Origin of the sequence: Methyloferula stellata AR4 (assembly GCF_000385335.1) — a bacterium.
Lineage (GTDB): Bacteria > Pseudomonadota > Alphaproteobacteria > Rhizobiales > Beijerinckiaceae > Methyloferula > Methyloferula stellata.
This window is the reverse complement of sequence record NZ_ARWA01000001.1, coordinates 2,366,831-2,382,820: the sequence shown is the minus strand read 5'-3', so window position 1 is coordinate 2,382,820 and position 15,990 is coordinate 2,366,831. Positions and strand designations below refer to the sequence as shown.

Below are 15,990 nucleotides of genomic sequence, written 5' to 3'. Positions count from 1 at the left end.
CCACGTGCGTTCAGAGCCAAAAGAAAGGTTTAATCCTGACTTTTGTCAGGGCGAGGCAAGGCACTTCTCCTAAGTTGCCATACGAGCTGGGATCAACCTTGATCCAAAGCAAAGAGAAAGCGGGCGCCGATGCCAGAGGAGCTCGATCCTTGGGCGGATCTCACGGCCATCGTATCTGGCGCCCAGGATGCGATTATCGGCCAGAGTTTAGATGGCGTCATCTCGAGTTGGAACGCAGGCGCCGAAGAATTGTTCGGCTACACGGCAGGTGAAGCACTCGGACGACCCGCCTCCATGCTCGCCGGTACCTCTGAAACCGAAGATAGGCTCGCGATCTCAACGCGGCGGATCAAGGAGGGCGAAGCAGTCCCCCCTTATGAAGGCTTATGCCGTCGCAAGGATGGCGAAATCGTGCATGTCTCTCTAGCGCTCTCCCCAGTTCTGGGTCGCTCCGGGCAGCTTCTCGGCATATCTCAAATTGCACGCGCGATCGTCGTGCCATCGGCTGAGAGATCGGCGCGGCCGGCGGCGCTAGGACGGCAAGAGCTGGACCTTATCCATTTCTCTCGGAGGAGCGACATGGGCCAGATGGCCGGCGCGGTGGCTCATGAACTCAACCAGCCTTTGACGGCGATTATCAATTATCTAAATGCCGCGCGCAGGCTTTTAGGCTCTGATGACGCCGGTCACTCCGCGCAGCTTACGATCGCCGTGGATCGTGCCGCGCAGCAGGCGCGCCGCGCCACGGATATTCTTCACCATTTGCGATCCTTTACATCGAGGTCCGATGGAGAAAGGGAGCATATGACCCTCAGGGCGATGCTTGCCGGCGTAAACGATCTCGTTTTGATCAGCGCACGCCAAAGCGGCGTTACCGTCGTTTTTCAATTGATCGCAGATGATATCGTGTTCATTGATCGCGTCCAGATACAACAGGTTCTGCTCAACTTGATGCGCAATGCCGTCGAGGCGATGGCCGAGACGATCGAGCGCGAGCTTCGGGTCTCAAGTGATCGGTCGGGGGCACATGTCCGTGTCAGTGTTGCGGACACCGGCCTTGGAATATCTTCCGATGTGGCGGCTCGTCTCTTTGAGCCTTTCGTCACAACGAAGCCTGACGGAATGGGAATCGGCCTGCCGATCTGTCAGGCGATCATCAAGGCGCACGGCGGCGAACTTTGGTTCGACCGCGCGTCATCGCTCGGGGCGACCTTTCATTTCACGTTGCCGATTGTGGCGCGAGTTGCTGAAAGTTAAAGTTCAAAAATCAATTTTGCGTGCAACGCCCGGCGCGATGACAATGCCACCGGGTATGGCGCACATCGAGTCCGGCGATATGTAAAATCATTGGCGGTTGCGGCGCCGCCATCCAAACGGCTGTTCCGCATCCCACCGGATTAGGCCACGACGGCGATATGTTCGTTCTCTCGCCTTTACCTGCCCGTGGCGGAAATCACTCCCACTATGTCGTCGCCCGTCTTAGCGGCCGCGGCGCGGACAAAAGTATTAAGCTGCTCGCGTGTTTCAATGATGCGGATGACCGGATTTCGCGGCACGCATGTGCGGTCACGCGTCGCTTCATCAACATCATCCTGATCGATGGGCAGTATGCGATAGGTCCCTTTGGCCAGCTTGCGGCCCAGCAGATATATATTATTGTTTTCGATATCAGCCTCGATCAGGAAATCGCTGCCGTCCATGGTGACTGTTTCAAGGCACGTATCGAGCGCCATTGCGCCTAATGAGAAACGGACAACCAGTACTGCTTGATCGGTCCATGACGCCCGCCAAACGCTGCGATTGTTACCAAGATTATTACCGGAATTCGGATCGTTGGACCCGAATCACTCGATGATCCTGATGAAAGGCTAACGATGACAGGAGGTTAATGTCAAAACTGGAGCGGGTGAAGGGAATCGAACCCTCGTATTCAGCTTGGAAGGCTGCTGCTCTACCATTGAGCTACACCCGCGTCGCCTTGGTTTATGCAACGCGGCGGCAAGCATTGCAATATCGGGAGCGGGTGCCATTCCGGAGAGGGCGAACCGGGAAAAGCCCAGCCGCGCAATCAAGCCGCTCAATTAAGCCCCGCCGGCTGCGCAACCAAATCGACATTCTGACGTTAGGCCTGGGCTGAAGATTCCGTTCCCTCCCACACTTCGCCCCGTTGGCTTTGGCCGGCGGGGCTTTTTCATCAAGGGCGCGGCCTTGCGTAGTTTCACGCAAAAAATACGGCTTTCGTAAAAGTTTTAACGATCGTTTTCACGGCCTTAGAAGAGGCTCCCGCCTAAGCTTGCTCCAGTTCAATTTGGGCTGGAGTTCATGTCCATGCGTAATTCATTCAAGATCGCCACGATCGCCGCTTCATTTGCGCTCATTTTGATGCCGGTGATGGCGTCGGCGCAGGTCCATTCGCATCCGAGCCGTCACACGGTGGCAAACCGGGCGCAGGCGGCCCAGAACCGCGACAATGCGGCGTTTGAAGCCTATTACGCTCAGCAGCCCCGCGTCGAGCAGCCGGCGCAACCGTCGTGCGGTTCGAACTGCCAGCCGATGCAAATGTACGGCATCGGCTACTAAACCGAGCCGAGATCTGAAACGGCGGGCGGAAAACCCCAATCGTTCGAGACGCTCATCACCACTGCTTTTGAATGCCCCGTCCGGTTCGCCGAACGGGGCATTTTGTTTGTGCGCGGCAGCACTTTTTATCGCGATCCGCCATGCCACAAGGATCTCGTTTCGAGTACCTAGCGATTTCGGCCCCTGTTCGGCTTCGGCCCGCAGGGGCTTTTTTGCAATTCCGCCAAGCAAAGCCAAGATGGAACCATCGGACCTTCCCCGGCATAGGCAGACATCGGGCCGCCGAAGCGCGGCTTTAAATGAAGGTGGAGAGATCATGTCACTCAAGCACACCATTCTGATCCTCGGCATCGCGGCGGCCGTTCCGTCTCTGGCTTATGCTCAAGGCACCATTCCGGGCGCGGAGCGCGGCGCACACGAAGGCGGCGAGGCCGCCGGTCCCGTGGGTGCCGTTGTCGGAGGCGCTGTCGGCGCCGCGGCGGGTACGGTCGGCGGCGTTGTCGGCGTACCAGACGATCGCGGCTGCGAGTCGAAAACCGTTCACAAAGAAAACAGCGAAGGCGATTCCGTCACGGTTCATCGTACAAACTGTCCATAGGAACGCGAGGACCGAGCGCCTTCCCGCGAAAGTGAAACCCCGGAGCTTACACTCGCCACAATCCACGCTTTAAACGCGGGCATCGATCGTGGACATGCTTCGGGGGAAGACAATGATAAAGATGCGCCATCTTGCCGGCTTGCCGGCTTTTTGTTTCGCGATCTTCGGTTTAGCCGCGTTTAATCCGGTCTTGGCGCAAAACAGCAGCGTTTCGATCGATGCCCCTGCCGCCACCAAGCCTCCGGCAAAACACGCGCAAAAGCCGAAGGCTGCGCCTCACGCGCAAAAACAGGACATCTCCGACATCGAAAAAAAGCCGGCGTCGACGAGCATTCCGATGGATTTCTCCTACATCAAAAAGCCCGGCGACTCGCAGTCCGAAACCAGTTCGTCTTCCAAGTCCGAGTTTGATGGACCGATCAAACCGACCGTCGGCCCCGGTGGCGGCGGAATGAATTTTAAATGGTGACGCGCGAGCGGAATGAAGAAGGCTGCGCGGTGATTCCTCGCGCAGCACGTTTACGCAGATTGCCAAGCCGACCGGCTTTCTCCCGCGCTTTAATGCTTGAGCGGGACGACAGAACCACCTGCTGAAACTTCGATAATTCCGTCGAGCGTTCTGATCTTCACGCCGGGACGATCGCCGAAGGTGAACTCGACGCCCTCGGTCTCAAAGGCAGCTTGCACTTTGGCAAGCGTATCCTCGTCCAAGGGCGCGCCGGCTTCGATCCGCAAGATGATATCGGCCGTGACGCCAGCCTTCTTCGCCAATTCCTCGACGGTGAGATCGAGGATGGCGCGCGCCACGCTGCATTGTGCTGCCAGCATTCTGACCTTTCCTTTTATTCTTTATCCCGCCGCCATTCATTTTGACGCCCATGCATAACCAATCTCGGTCAGCGCACAGGCCGTCTCGTCCCGATCGGCCCAAAGCAGACCCTTTGCCATCAGCCCCATGATCGCGTCGGAAAAGTCGACATTGGTGCCTCTCGCACCCCATTCCTGCCAGAGCCTCTGCACATCGATCATCTGGTTCGGACCGACACTGACATCCATGAAGAAGGATAGAATGTCCCGCTCCTGCCATGTCAGGCCCGGGGCTTGAGGCTGTTCCTCGTTCATCATCAGATCCATCAAAACCGCGCCCGCTCACATGAGCCAATTCGACCGGGATCGAAAGCGGCTTTTTTGGCGGCGTGAGATTACATGGGTTGCCCGCGTGCGGTTCGACGAGAAGACTCCCCGACTCCGCTCAAGAGACGCCGTATAGGCAAGTAACTTCGAACGATCGGATTACTTATCGAACATGGCCGCATAATAGCTAAGCTTATATGTGCATATATATGACATTTTTTAGCCATAGTACTTAATTTATAGCCTGCGATAAGTCAGGCTGTGCGACAATAATACCAATGTCATACGCTTTTCATTTATTCATTTCATCGGTAATACGAAGCCATCACTTGTAGCGATTGTCTTAACCGCTCGTGATTCGCAGGCGTGCCTGGCGCGTCTTCCTTGGCAGCTTGAAGCTGCATCCCCCCATAGAGTGAGTGAGTAAGCGTATGAGCGTTATTTCCATGTGCCGCCGTGAGGCGGCCAGTTCCTTGCTGCGGCCCAAAGCCAAAAAAGCCTTGGGCGGTCTCTGTGTTTCGGCCGGCGCGGTTTTTCTGGCGATCACCGTATCCGGCGCGGCGCAAGCCAGACCGGCCGCCGCGGAACGGGTCCATCACAGGGTCTTCGGCGCCGCCTTCCGATGGCAGCCGCACCACCAATATGTGAGACACTTTGGACATTGGACGCGTCACGGACATTGGACGCACTACGCGCACTTTCAGCGCCACGGGCACGCGACACGCTACTCGGCCGCAAGTGCGACGGCAGGCTACGGCTATAGCGCCGCCACGCCCGACACGAACGACAGCTCCGCACGCAGCGGAAACTGGTTCGACACGATGAGTTCGAATGCAAGCTCGGTGCTGAGCGAAGCCAGCCGCTGGATCGGCCAGGGCAATGTCACGGGCAGTCATCGCGCATGGTGCGCGGATTTCGCCAATTTCGTGCTCCAGAGGACCGGCCATAAGGCAAGCGGCTCGGGCATGGTCAGCAGCATGCTGCACGTCGGGCAGCGCGTCGCCACGCCCGCCAAGGGCGATCTCGTCGTTATGCGCAGCCATGTCACGATCTTCGCCGGCTACGGCGGCCGGGGCTTTTACGGCCTCGGCGGCAATCAGCATCATCAGGTCAGAATGAGCAACTTTCCGCTCAGCTCGGTCGTCGCCTTCGTCCGGCCGAGCTAACCAAACCCGTGCCGCCGCTGCATCCGGCGGCGGCACAGTTTCGTGCAGCCTTCAATAAGGCTCGGGCACATCGACGAGCGGATCGCCCATGCTGCCGAAGGGCCGCAGCAGGACTTGCGTTTCGCCCTCCGCGCCAACGATGAATTGCAGGTAATAGACTTTCCCGGGAATGGTGCGCGACATTTCAGCGTTCAATCGCAGCGGCAGGCATTGCACGAATGACGCGCGGAGCCCCGAAATCAGACGCTTTCGATCGTCCCTATTACCGCTGTATCCAAGCCAGACCACGCGCGGACGCCCATAGATCGCGCCATCGCTTTTCAGCGAGAAATAAAAGGTGATCCGCGTGCCATCCGCTTCCTGCGGCGGCTGGACACAGGCCGCGAAATAGGTCTGAAGATCGTGCATGCTCGCCGCCGGGTTTTCTTGCACGGGTGCGCCCTGCGCCGGGCCGGCAACGAGCGCCGCGACGATGATAAGGCTGCGCAAGATTGTCCCCGTCTCGGTATCTGATGCCGTTTTGCGCGGCGGCCTTCGCGGTTATGTCGCGCGCATGAGGGGGCGGGGCAAGCGCGATCGCGGGGTGACACGCGCTTTTTACCAGCCCGCAGCATGTGATAATCCTGTCCCCTTCATTTTTAAAAGAAGGCCGTCATGCCCCGCACATTCATCCATCTCGTTTTGGCCGCCGCGCTTGTTCTGTGTCATTCGAGTGCGCGGGCGGAGATGCAACGCCTGCGGGTCTGCATCGGCGAGAATGCGTCGCATTGCGACGGCACCTTCTCCGATTTCTACAAGATCCGCCGCGGCCTCAAGGGCGATGTGGATCAGATCGCAGGGAAGGCCATCTGCACCATGGCGAAAGGCCATCTGCTCAGCGTCAATGCCGACGAGGCCCGCGAAACGCATGATGGCGACTGCTGCGGCTATGTGTTCGTCACGATCGAATGCGAGATCGATCCGGTCAGTCAGCTTCCGCCAAGCCGCGCACGATAATTTGCAAGCCGCACGCGGTGATTTTAGAGGCGCAGTCCTCGCGCAAGCTCCGCCGCGCCAAATGACCTACGGCGAATCGAAAATCGTTCGGCTTTCAAATCATCGGCTCAGTGGAGAGGTTTTGCATGACTGTACCCCCGATCGGCGGCCTCGGCGCAGCGGCCAATATTCAACCGAGCTCGGCTTCGACCACGGCGCAAGTCCATCACAAGCATGGTGCGCATGCGCTCAAGGGCGGCTTCGCGGAGGTCGCGTCCAATGCGCTCGGCACCGTCGGCCAGGCGCATGTCGCGGTTTCAAACGTGGTCCACACGGCTTCGAATTTGGTCAACGCGGCCTTGAGCAATCTGAAGGCCAGCGGCTAGAGCATGATCCCAAAAAGTTGCAGACTTTTTGGATAAGATCATGCGTTAAACCGAAAGATTAGAAGCGGTCTTGGCGCCGATGCAATGCAATTGAAAAACTTAAGGTCATCGGATCACGAGCTGCCCTATGAGGCGTTCTCATATTGCTCGATCAGCGCGTCGCGCGCTTCCGAGATGCGTCGATAATCTTCGTTGCTGCCGCCTGCGTCTGGATGCGCCTTCTTGGCCAGCCGCCGAAAGGCGGCATTGATCTCCGACGGCAGAAGCTCGCCCTCCATCGGCAGCTTCAGGATCTCGCGATGCTCCTGACCGTCATAGGCGTCGCGAAGCATAAGGGCCCGGCGTTTCTTGAGGGCCTCGGCGCGGAGTTCGTCCTGAAGCTGCGCCCATTTCTGCAGCGACAGGACGATACATGCGCCAAAGGCGACCTGCCCTTGCGTTTCAAGTTCGTCGAGACTGAACGGACCCACGGCGTCATAGGGTGGTGCCAGACAGGCGCTCCTGCCGCCCTCCCCCTCCTCGACGAGGCCGATCGTCACCTTATCGGCGACTCCCAGCGAGCCGTTGTAAACGACCCATCCCTCTTTCTCCGTCATGCCGCGCGCTCTCGTGCAGGGGGCCGGCGCCGCGTCCCCGTCTTTTGGCGACAAGGGTTCGCGACAGCCGGGCCGTCCGCGCGTCCATGCATGTTCAGAGCCAAATCCAGGTGCACCCAAGCGGCAGCCGGAAAGCCGCGGCGGATGGACCCATCATAGCTGTGGATTAGAACGCTTTTTCAGGGGCTTAACAAAACTGGCGCAGCTTTGCCCCCGGTTGCCGAAGGCGGGAAGCTGGCGTTAGAGCCGGTCCATGAGATGTGGCGGCCTAACAGACTCGGGACCGAAGGAGGATTTGCGGCGCCATATCGCGCCGGACATATCGTCCCTTTCGGTCTTTGCCGGGCACGATCCTGCATGGCGGATCGCGTTGAGAAAACGGCGGCGGTCCCGGCTTTTATCTGGCGACGAACGATCTGCGCCCGCAAAAGTTGCGGCCGAGCTTTTCCGGAAAGAGGAGTTTTGCCTAACGGACGGTATATGCCGTCCCGGCAAGTCTAAACATGCCCTCGCGGCCGCACCGGGCTGTGCTGCTCGGCGCGTGCCGTTGCATCTCTGCACCTTTCGGCCGTCATTCGGCCGCAACCCTCGCATGAATGCAGCGCGAGTTTTCCTCCGCCTCCAAGGTCTCTATTGCGGTCGCACGCTCCAAGCGGACGGGAACATGCTTGTGATACGGCGTACCGGCGATCGGGTCACGGTTGTCGCATGCCGTCAGGAGGTTGATGCGCGGCCCATTGGTCAGCCTTTTGCCATCGGCGGAGGGATAGGCCTGGCCGAAACCATGCGGCAAGGCGAGCTGCCCGGGCCGCATTGAATCATCGGCCTGAGCGCGCACGATCAGCCGGGCCTTGTCCGACTCGACGGCAACCCAGTCGCCGTCTTGGCTTCCGAGCGCTGCCAGGTCCTGCGGATGAACCAGCAAGGCACCGTCCGGATCGTCGCGGCGCCAGGCTGGATCGCGAAAAATCTGGTTCGCATTATACATCCGCCGCTGGCCGGCGGCGAGAATGAAAGGAAAATCAGGCGACGGGCGGACCTGCGCGGGATCGAGCCGGGCAAGCCAGTCGAGCATTTCCGGTATGGCCAGCCGGATCTTACGGTCCGGATACTCGATGAACGACCAGACATCTTCGAGATCGTGATGCGCGAAGGCCGTACCCTGTCTCTTGTTGATCACCGCATCGAACAAGGCCTCGCCCAGCATCTCGTCCGGCACCGCGGCAGGCGCGTCGATCGCGCGCCGGACTGCCTGGGGCGAACGGGCAGCGAGCGCTTGCGTCGCAGGCCATAGCACGGCGGCCGGAGCCGTCCGGTCCGGCAGCGTGGCACCGAGCGTATTATAGAGCACCAGCGCCGCAACAGGCGCCGCATTCGGGTTCTCCTTCATGAAGCGGCCAAACGCTTTTGCAAAGTCAGACCGGGAGCGCAAAGCAGCCCGGCGCAACGCAGCGAGATCTTTGTCGGCGGGCAGCAGTCCCACTGCGCGGGCAAGCCGCGTATAGATTTCCGGTTCGGGAAGCGTGCCAGGCAGCGCCGGCAGAACGGGGCTGCGGACATGAAAGTAGTTCGTCGGAAATTCGAAATTGAAGAGCGTGAACTCGGTCTTCTCGAATTGCGATGACGCCGGCAGAACATAATGCGCGAAAGCCGCGGTCTCGGTCATCGCGACGTCGGTCACGACCAAGAGCTCGAGCGCGCGCAGCGCGTCTTCGACCTGATGCGTATCAGCCGCCGTGTTTGCCGGATTATTGCTGTCCACGAAGACGGCCCGCAGCCTTTGCGGATGATCGGAGAGAACGGCCTTCGGGAAACTGTTGGGCGGCAGCAGGCCGCCTATAACTTCAACGCCGGTGACGGGGTGAAACTCGCCTGGCGTGTTCATCCAAAGCGGCACAAGCCAGCTATGCAGCTGATTGGTGCCCGGCCGGCCGAAGCTGCCGGTGAGCATGATAAGAAGCTTCTCGAGATAGGAATTCAGCGTGGAATTGACGCCCTGCTGGATGCCGAGTTCGACGCGCACGACCATTGCCTTGGCGGCAAGGATCATATCCACGCAGCGCGAGACGTCAGCAAGCGTTACATCGGCCGCGTCCGCCCAGGCCTCAACCGGGATCAGCAGCAACGCATCGCGTACCATCTCGTAGCCCTCCGTGTGTTCGTCCAAAAAGGCCCGGTCTATGGCATCGCGCCGGATCAGGGTCGCGAGCAGAGCGCCCATCAAAAACGTATCGGCGCCTGGACGCACGGCGATATGCAGATCGGCAAGTTCGGCCGTTTCCGTGCGGCGCGGATCGATCACGATGAGCTTGCGGGTCTCATCCTTGCGAATGTGATTGAGCTGATCGCGCGCATTGACGAAGCCATGCGCAACCCAGGGATTGCATCCGATGGCGAGCAGCAGATCACAATGATGGATGTCTTCCGTCGCATGGCACGTCTGACTTCCAAAGAGCCGCCCATTGACCCAGAAGTCGCCGGTCTTCTCCTGAGCCAGCGCATTGAACCTGTAGCGGGAGCCGAGCCCCTGCATAAATCCGCGCGCGTGTGGACCGCCGGCATGGTTGCCCTGACCGCCGCCGCCATAAAGCGTGAAAGCTGCACCGCCATGCGCCGCATGAATCGTGCGCACCCGCTCGGCAATCTCCGCAATCGCAGCGTCCCAGGTGATGGCATCAAAGCCGCCGTCCGCGCGGCGCCTGAGCGGCGACGTCAGCCGGTCGGCATGATGAGCGTAATAAGGAATGCGAGAGGCTTTGTTGCAGAGATAGCCTTGCGACTTGGGGCTTTCCCGATCGCCGCGCACCTTGACCATTCGGCCGTTCTCGACCTTCACTTCGAGCCCGCAGTTCAAATAGCAGAGATTGCAAGCGGTCTTTTGCCATTCACTTGAAGACATAACGATTCTCCGCAACGGATCTGGGTGGATGCGCCACGCGATGCCGCTCTCGCAGCCCGTGGCACTGGTGCGGGTTGCTCACCGCTCATCACATAACGACGAGCATTAGGTGGAGTTTGAACTTGCCCAGGTACGGCATCATGTCGGACCAAATGAAATTTGGTTACGGCCGAAACACAACCCGCCCCTTGGCGGATTTCGCGGCGAGACGCGGGCGGCACAAGGCTCTTCGTCGCCCCAATGCAGGCGGTTAAGGCAAAGCGATACCGAACGGTACAAAATCGTGGACGGCGGCACTTTCCCGTCCTATATGTGGGCCTTCGGAAGAGGAAGGCATTGCCAGATCATGGGTCGCCCCCGCGAGTTCTGCGTTGACGGCGCGCTCGATAGAGCACTGCAAGTGTTCTGGCGGCGCGGGTTTGAAGGCACGTCGCTGACGGACCTGACGGAAGCCATGGGCATCACCCGCCCTAGCCTCTATGCGGCCTATGGCAATAAGGAAGAGCTGTTTCGCAAAGCCCTCGATCTCTATGACGAAACCTATCTCGCCTTCACGCGCGACGCCTTGAAGGAGCCGACGGCGCGCGCCGTCGCCGAGTGTCTCCTCAGGGGGTTTGCCGACATAGCGACCGACACCGGCCATCCGCCGGGTTGCCTTGGCACGAATGGCGCGCTCGCCTGCTCCGCCGCGGCGGAGCCCATAAGGGAGGAATTGGTGAAGCGACGGGCTGCCTATGAAGCGGCACTTCGCCGCCGGCTCGAAAAGGCAAAGGCCGCCGGAGATCTGCCTGACACGGCCCATCCAGGCGATCTCGCGCGTTACATCATGACGCTCACACAGGGAATGGCGGTAATGGCTTCGTCCGGCGCAACGCGCAAATCGCTACAGCACGTCGCCGAAATAGCTCTCGAAGCTTGGCCAAGCTGACCGAATATCCCGCATCTTGAAACAGTTCTGAAACACTGTGCACATAGATGCGTCACACGCCCAACGTTTAATCCCGTTCAACGCAGATTCAGTACCGCTTGGTACATAATTAGGCTTGACCCTTCCAGCTTTGTACCAATATCGTACTGGTCAGTCTATAATGCCTGCAAATCTGCTCGTAGCTTCTTTATCATCTTGGAGTTAAACAGATGTCCGGTGATCTCTGGCCGCCGATTGATGCCGAAGGCAATATCGAGGGCGCTCCTGCTTCCACGGCAGCTCCGCGCCGCAGGCGATTCGGGCTTGCGGCATTCGGTCTCATCCTGGCTGGCGCTGCCATCGTCGGTGGCTACAATTGGATGAACAATCAGTCGACGACGGCCGTCGCCGCGACACCGCCGGCTCCTGAAGTCACCGTCAGCGCTCCCCTTCAAAGACAGCTCGCGACCTGGACCGATTTCACCGGACAGTTTTCGGCTGTCGATCGTGTCGAGATCCGGGCGCAGGTCAGCGGCTATCTGACCGAGATTCATTTCACCGACGGTCAGATCGTCAAAAAGGGCGATCTTCTTTTCGTCATCGATCAGCGGCCCTATCAGATCGTGGCTCAGCAAGCCCGCGCGCAATTGGCGACGGCGCAAGCCAGCCTCGAACTCGCCAATAAGCAACTGACACGGACGACGGAACTGCGGCGCAGCGACTTTGCGTCTGTCGAACTCTACGACCAGCGTGTGCAACAGCTGGCCTCTGCCGCCGCGGCCGTCGATCAGGCAAAGGCAGCCGTCAATTCCGCCGAACTCAATCTGGAGTTCACACGGATCACGGCGCCGCTATCGGGCAAGATCAGCACGCACCGCGTCTCTCTCGGCAATCTCGTGACGGGCGGACAAGGCGGCGCGACGACCCTGCTTACGACGATCGTTTCGCTCGATCCGATCTATCTCGACTTCGACATGAGCGAGAACGATTATCTCGCCTATCAGCGCTTTCTGCATTCGCCGCATGGCGGCGGCGACATCGACCGAACCGTCCAGGTCAGCCTGAGCGACGAAGGCACCTGGAAGCACCGCGGCGTACTCGAATTCATGGACAATGAAATGGATCGCAGCAGCGGCACGATTCACGCCCGTGCGACGCTTGCCAATCCTGACTTCTTCATCGCGCCCGGCCAGTTCGCACGGCTGCGGCTACCCACGGCCGCCAGCGCCGACGTCCTCCTCGTGCCGGACTCCGCGGTGAATACCGACCAATCGCGCAAGCTGCTCATGACCATCGGGGCCGATGGAACGGTGACCCCCAAGGCGGTTGAGATCGGCACGCTCGACGGCAATCTGCGCGTCATCAAAAGCGGCGTTACCCGCGACGACAAGGTGATCATCAACGGATTGATGCACGCCCGTCCCGGCATGAAAGTGACGCCGAAGGCCGGAACGATCACCGCCCCACCCGACGAAGGCTGAACCGATGCGCCTTTCGCATTTCTTCATCGACAGGCCCATCTTCGCGACGGTGCTGAGCCTGTTCATCACGATCGTCGGGGCTGTCGCCTATTTCGCGCTGCCGATCGCGCAATATCCTGAGATCGCGCCGCCGACCATCCAGATCAGCGCGAGCTATCCCGGCGCTTCGGCCGAGGTCATCAGCGAGACGGTTGCGACGCCGCTCGAAGAGCAGATCAACGGCGTCGAGAATATGCTCTATCTATCGAGCCAGTCGACGGGCGACGGCAATCTCGTCATCACCGTCACTTTCAAGCTCGGCACTAATCTCGACACCGCGCAGGTGCTCACGCAAAACCGCGTCGCCATTGCGACTCCGCGCCTGCCCCCGGCGACCCAGCAGCTCGGCATCACGGTCAAGAAAAGCTCGCCGGATCTGTTGATGGTCATCCATCTTCTGTCGCCGGACGGATCACGCGATCAGCTTTATATGTCGAATTACGCGACGCTGCATCTGCGCGACACGCTGCTGCGGCTGAATGGCGTCGGCGACGTCCAGGTGTTCGGCAACCATGATTACGCGATGCGCATATGGCTCGATCCGGACAAGGTCGCGGGGCGCAATCTGACCGCCGGTGAAGTCGTTGCGGCTCTTCAGGCGCAAAACGTCCAGGTTTCGGCCGGCGTGCTCAACCAGCCGCCGGTGCCCTCCCCCGGCGCCTTCCAGCTCAATGTGAAGACGCTTGGCCGGCTGACCGACCCGGCGCAATTCGCCGACATCATCATCAAATCGGATGGCGCCGGCCACGTCACGCGCGTCCACGATGTCGGCTTCGTCGAGCTCGGCAGCCAGAACTATGGCGCCAACGGCTATCTCGACGTCTATAACGCCGTGCCTATGCTCGTTTATCAGCAGCCGGGCTCCAACGCGCTTGCCACCGCCGAGCGCATTCGCGCCGCCATGGAGAGCATGTCACATCAATTTCCGGATGGGCTGAAATATGACATCGTCTACGATACGACGATCTTCATCGCGCAATCCATCCATGAGGTCGTAACGACCATCCTCGAGGCCATCGCGCTCGTCGTCTTCGTCGTCATCCTGTTCCTGCAAACCTGGCGCGCCTCCATCATTCCGATCGTCGCGATCCCGATCTCGCTCATCGGAACCTTCACGGTCTTGGCGGGACTCGGTTTCTCGCTCAACAATCTGTCGCTCTTCGGTCTCGTGCTCGCCGTCGGCATCGTCGTCGACGACGCGATCGTCGTCGTCGAAAACGTCGAACGCAATCTGCGCCTCGGCATGACGCCGCGCGAAGCCGCGCATCGCACCATGGATGAGGTCGGCGGCGCATTGATCGCCATCGCGCTCACCCTTTGCGCCGTGTTCATTCCATCGGCCTTCATCTCCGGCATCTCGGGCCAGTTCTTCCGTCAGTTCGCCGTGACGATCGCGGCGTCCACCATCATTTCCTGCACCGTGTCGCTGACCTTGAGCCCGGCGCTCTGCGCGCTTTTGTTCAAACCGCATGTCGCAGCCGACCATGCGAAACGGCAACCGCTGATCGCGCGGCCGGTGATCGCCTTTTTCAACGGTTTCAATTTCGTCTTCGAGTGGCTGTCCGAACGCTTCGGCCGCATGACGGCGCGACTCATCCGCTTGAGCGCGGGCGTGCTGGTGGTCTATGCCGGCCTCATCGGTCTCACGGCCTACCAGTTCAACCGCGCGCCCACCGGCTTCGTCCCGGATCAGGATCTCGGCTATCTCATCACGATCGTCGCACTGCCGCCGGGCGCCTCCTTGCAGAGGACGGATGACGTCGTCCGCCGGACCGTGAAGGGACTTCTCGATACGCCCGGCGTCAAGCACGCGGTCGCCTTCGCCGGCTTCGACGCCGCGACCTTTACCAATGCCTCGAACGCGGGTGCGATCTTCACGCCGCTCGAACCGGCGGAGGAGCGCGCCAAGAAAGGCCAGAGCGTCGCCTATGTTCTTGGCGAGATCCAAAAGCGGACGGCCGCCATAGAGGACGCCTTCATCATCACCATCATGCCGCCGCCGGTCAGCGGTATCGGCAACGCCGGCGGCTTCAAGATGATGCTGGAGGACCAGAAAAATCTCGGGCCGCATGCACTTGAGGCCGCGGCGCAGGATCTCGTCGGCGCGGCCCGTCAGACGCCGGGGATGGCTCAGATGTTTACGCCCTTCTCGACCGGCACGCCGAGCGTCTATGCCGACATAGATCGCGAGAAGGCGGAGAAGCTCGGCATTTCTCCGGACAAGGTCTTCGAAACGATGCAGGTCTATCTCGGTTCGGCCTATATCAACGATTTCAACTACCTTGGCCGCACCTATCAGGTGACCGCCCAAGCCGACGGCCGGTTCAGGAACACGAAAGAGGACATAGCCCATCTCAAGACCCGCAATGCGGCGGGCGCCATGGTGCCGATCGGCTCGGTCGCGCGGCTTCAGGATTCGACCGACCCCTATCGCGTGCCGCGCTACAATCTGTTTCCGGCGGCCGAAGTCCAGGGCGCGACGGCGCCCGGCACGCCGTCGAGCTATGGTCTCGCGGTCATGCAAAAGCTCGCAGCCGAGCGTCTGCCGGAGGGGATAAACTATGAGTGGACGGACCTTGCCTATCAGCAGACGACGGCAGGCAATACGACGCTCCTCATCTTCGCGGCTTCGATCTTCTTCGTCTTCCTCGTGCTTGCCGCGCAATATGAAAGCTGGACCCTGCCTCTGTCGGTCGTGCTGATCGTCCCGATGTGTCTGCTCGCGGCGGTGACCGGTATTCTCTATCGCGGGATGAATGTCGACATTTTGGCGCAGATCGGCTTCGTCGTTCTCGTCGGACTTGCGGCCAAGAACGCCATTCTGATCGTCGAATTCGCGAAGCAGGCGCAAGAAGAAGGCGCGGCGGTTCCGGACGCCGCCGTTCAGGCGGCGAGGACGCGCCTGCGTCCGATCCTGATGACGTCCTTCGCCTTCATCCTCGGCGTCATTCCGCTGATGACGGCGTCGGGCGCCGGCTCCGAAATGCGCCAGTCGCTTGGGACGACGGTGTTCTCGGGCATGCTCGGCGTGACCCTCTTCGGCCTCGTCTTCACGCCGGTCTTTTTCGTGGTCATCCGGAGCCTGTTCAAGGGCAAGCGCAAGCTGCATATGGCGCATGGGCTCGAAGCCCCGGCCGAGTGAGCCCGGACACCGATCACGCCGCTCGCTCGTAAAAAACCTCCGGCCTGGACGGCCGGAGGTTCAAAGAGGGTCAGCCAAGTCTGATCC

The 15,990-nt window shown here is 60.2% G+C and carries 16 protein-coding genes and 1 tRNA gene; 10 read left to right on the top strand and 7 right to left on the bottom strand.

Going from position 1 to position 15,990, the window contains the following annotated elements; translation table 11 throughout:
• The first annotated feature begins 129 nt into the window (after window positions 1–129).
• The gene (locus A3OQ_RS22160; RefSeq protein WP_020175581.1) at window positions 130–1,257 is read left to right on the top strand and encodes a sensor histidine kinase; all 1,128 of its coding nucleotides are present in this window, start codon (window positions 130–132) and stop codon (window positions 1,255–1,257) included.
• Between the two features lie 176 nt (window positions 1,258–1,433).
• On the opposite strand, the gene A3OQ_RS0111720 is transcribed toward A3OQ_RS22160, so the two are convergent.
• Complete coding sequence (locus A3OQ_RS0111720; protein WP_152428418.1) at window positions 1,434–1,733, bottom strand: hypothetical protein; 300 nt, start codon at window positions 1,731–1,733, stop codon at window positions 1,434–1,436.
• A 165-nt stretch (window positions 1,734–1,898) separates the two neighbouring features.
• Window positions 1,899–1,972 (bottom strand) — tRNA-Gly (locus tag A3OQ_RS0111715).
• A 356-nt stretch (window positions 1,973–2,328) separates the two neighbouring features.
• Between A3OQ_RS0111715 and A3OQ_RS0111710 the strand changes: the two genes are divergently transcribed.
• The 3 genes from A3OQ_RS0111710 (at window position 2,329) to A3OQ_RS0111700 (ending at window position 3,647) form a co-directional block, all read left to right on the top strand.
• Window positions 2,329–2,580, top strand: coding sequence for a hypothetical protein (locus tag A3OQ_RS0111710; RefSeq protein WP_152428417.1), 252 nt, complete (start codon window positions 2,329–2,331; stop codon window positions 2,578–2,580).
• 316 nt (window positions 2,581–2,896) lie between these two features.
• Complete coding sequence (locus tag A3OQ_RS22155) at window positions 2,897–3,178, top strand: hypothetical protein (RefSeq protein ID WP_020175578.1); 282 nt, start codon at window positions 2,897–2,899, stop codon at window positions 3,176–3,178.
• A gap of 112 nt (window positions 3,179–3,290) precedes the next feature.
• Window positions 3,291–3,647 carry a hypothetical protein gene (locus A3OQ_RS0111700; RefSeq protein WP_020175577.1) on the top strand — a complete coding sequence of 119 codons (357 nt, stop codon included), beginning with the start codon at window positions 3,291–3,293 and terminating at the stop codon, window positions 3,645–3,647.
• A gap of 89 nt (window positions 3,648–3,736) precedes the next feature.
• On the opposite strand, the gene A3OQ_RS22150 is transcribed toward A3OQ_RS0111700, so the two are convergent.
• Entirely contained in the window at window positions 3,737–4,006 is a 270-nt protein-coding gene (locus A3OQ_RS22150) for a helix-turn-helix domain-containing protein (RefSeq protein ID WP_020175576.1), read from the bottom strand.
• Between the two features lie 36 nt (window positions 4,007–4,042).
• Window positions 4,043–4,300, bottom strand: a complete 258-nt coding sequence (locus A3OQ_RS0111690; protein ID WP_152428416.1) for a hypothetical protein — start codon at window positions 4,298–4,300, stop codon at window positions 4,043–4,045.
• A gap of 443 nt (window positions 4,301–4,743) precedes the next feature.
• Between A3OQ_RS0111690 and A3OQ_RS23590 the strand changes: the two genes are divergently transcribed.
• Window positions 4,744–5,478 (top strand): C40 family peptidase, encoded by a 735-nt coding sequence (locus tag A3OQ_RS23590; protein ID WP_152428415.1) that lies wholly within the window; start codon window positions 4,744–4,746, stop codon window positions 5,476–5,478.
• 51 nt (window positions 5,479–5,529) lie between these two features.
• Here A3OQ_RS23590 and A3OQ_RS0111680 read toward each other — a convergent pair whose 3' ends face one another.
• The gene (locus A3OQ_RS0111680) at window positions 5,530–5,967 is read right to left on the bottom strand and encodes a hypothetical protein (RefSeq protein WP_020175573.1); all 438 of its coding nucleotides are present in this window, start codon (window positions 5,965–5,967) and stop codon (window positions 5,530–5,532) included.
• A 165-nt stretch (window positions 5,968–6,132) separates the two neighbouring features.
• Here A3OQ_RS0111680 and A3OQ_RS0111675 point away from each other — a divergent pair, with 165 nt between their 5' ends.
• Together A3OQ_RS0111675 and A3OQ_RS0111670 are read left to right on the top strand one after the other, a co-directional pair.
• Complete coding sequence (locus A3OQ_RS0111675) at window positions 6,133–6,474, top strand: hypothetical protein (protein ID WP_020175572.1); 342 nt, start codon at window positions 6,133–6,135, stop codon at window positions 6,472–6,474.
• Window positions 6,475–6,599: 125 nt separating this feature from the next.
• Entirely contained in the window at window positions 6,600–6,839 is a 240-nt protein-coding gene (locus tag A3OQ_RS0111670) for a hypothetical protein (RefSeq protein WP_020175571.1), read from the top strand.
• A gap of 125 nt (window positions 6,840–6,964) precedes the next feature.
• On the opposite strand, the gene A3OQ_RS0111665 is transcribed toward A3OQ_RS0111670, so the two are convergent.
• Window positions 6,965–7,435 carry a J domain-containing protein gene (locus tag A3OQ_RS0111665; protein ID WP_020175570.1) on the bottom strand — a complete coding sequence of 157 codons (471 nt, stop codon included), beginning with the start codon at window positions 7,433–7,435 and terminating at the stop codon, window positions 6,965–6,967.
• Between the two features lie 571 nt (window positions 7,436–8,006).
• Entirely contained in the window at window positions 8,007–10,334 is a 2,328-nt protein-coding gene (locus A3OQ_RS0111660) for a molybdopterin-dependent oxidoreductase (RefSeq protein WP_020175569.1), read from the bottom strand.
• Between the two features lie 346 nt (window positions 10,335–10,680).
• On the opposite strand from A3OQ_RS0111660, the gene A3OQ_RS0111655 reads away from it, so the two are divergent.
• From A3OQ_RS0111655 to A3OQ_RS0111645, 3 genes are all read left to right on the top strand, one after another.
• Window positions 10,681–11,262 carry a TetR/AcrR family transcriptional regulator gene (locus A3OQ_RS0111655; protein WP_020175568.1) on the top strand — a complete coding sequence of 194 codons (582 nt, stop codon included), beginning with the start codon at window positions 10,681–10,683 and terminating at the stop codon, window positions 11,260–11,262.
• Between the two features lie 209 nt (window positions 11,263–11,471).
• Window positions 11,472–12,722, top strand: coding sequence for an efflux RND transporter periplasmic adaptor subunit (locus A3OQ_RS0111650; protein ID WP_020175567.1), 1,251 nt, complete (start codon window positions 11,472–11,474; stop codon window positions 12,720–12,722).
• 4 nt (window positions 12,723–12,726) lie between these two features.
• Complete coding sequence (locus A3OQ_RS0111645; protein WP_020175566.1) at window positions 12,727–15,903, top strand: efflux RND transporter permease subunit; 3,177 nt, start codon at window positions 12,727–12,729, stop codon at window positions 15,901–15,903.
• The last annotated feature ends 87 nt before the right edge of the window (window positions 15,904–15,990 follow it).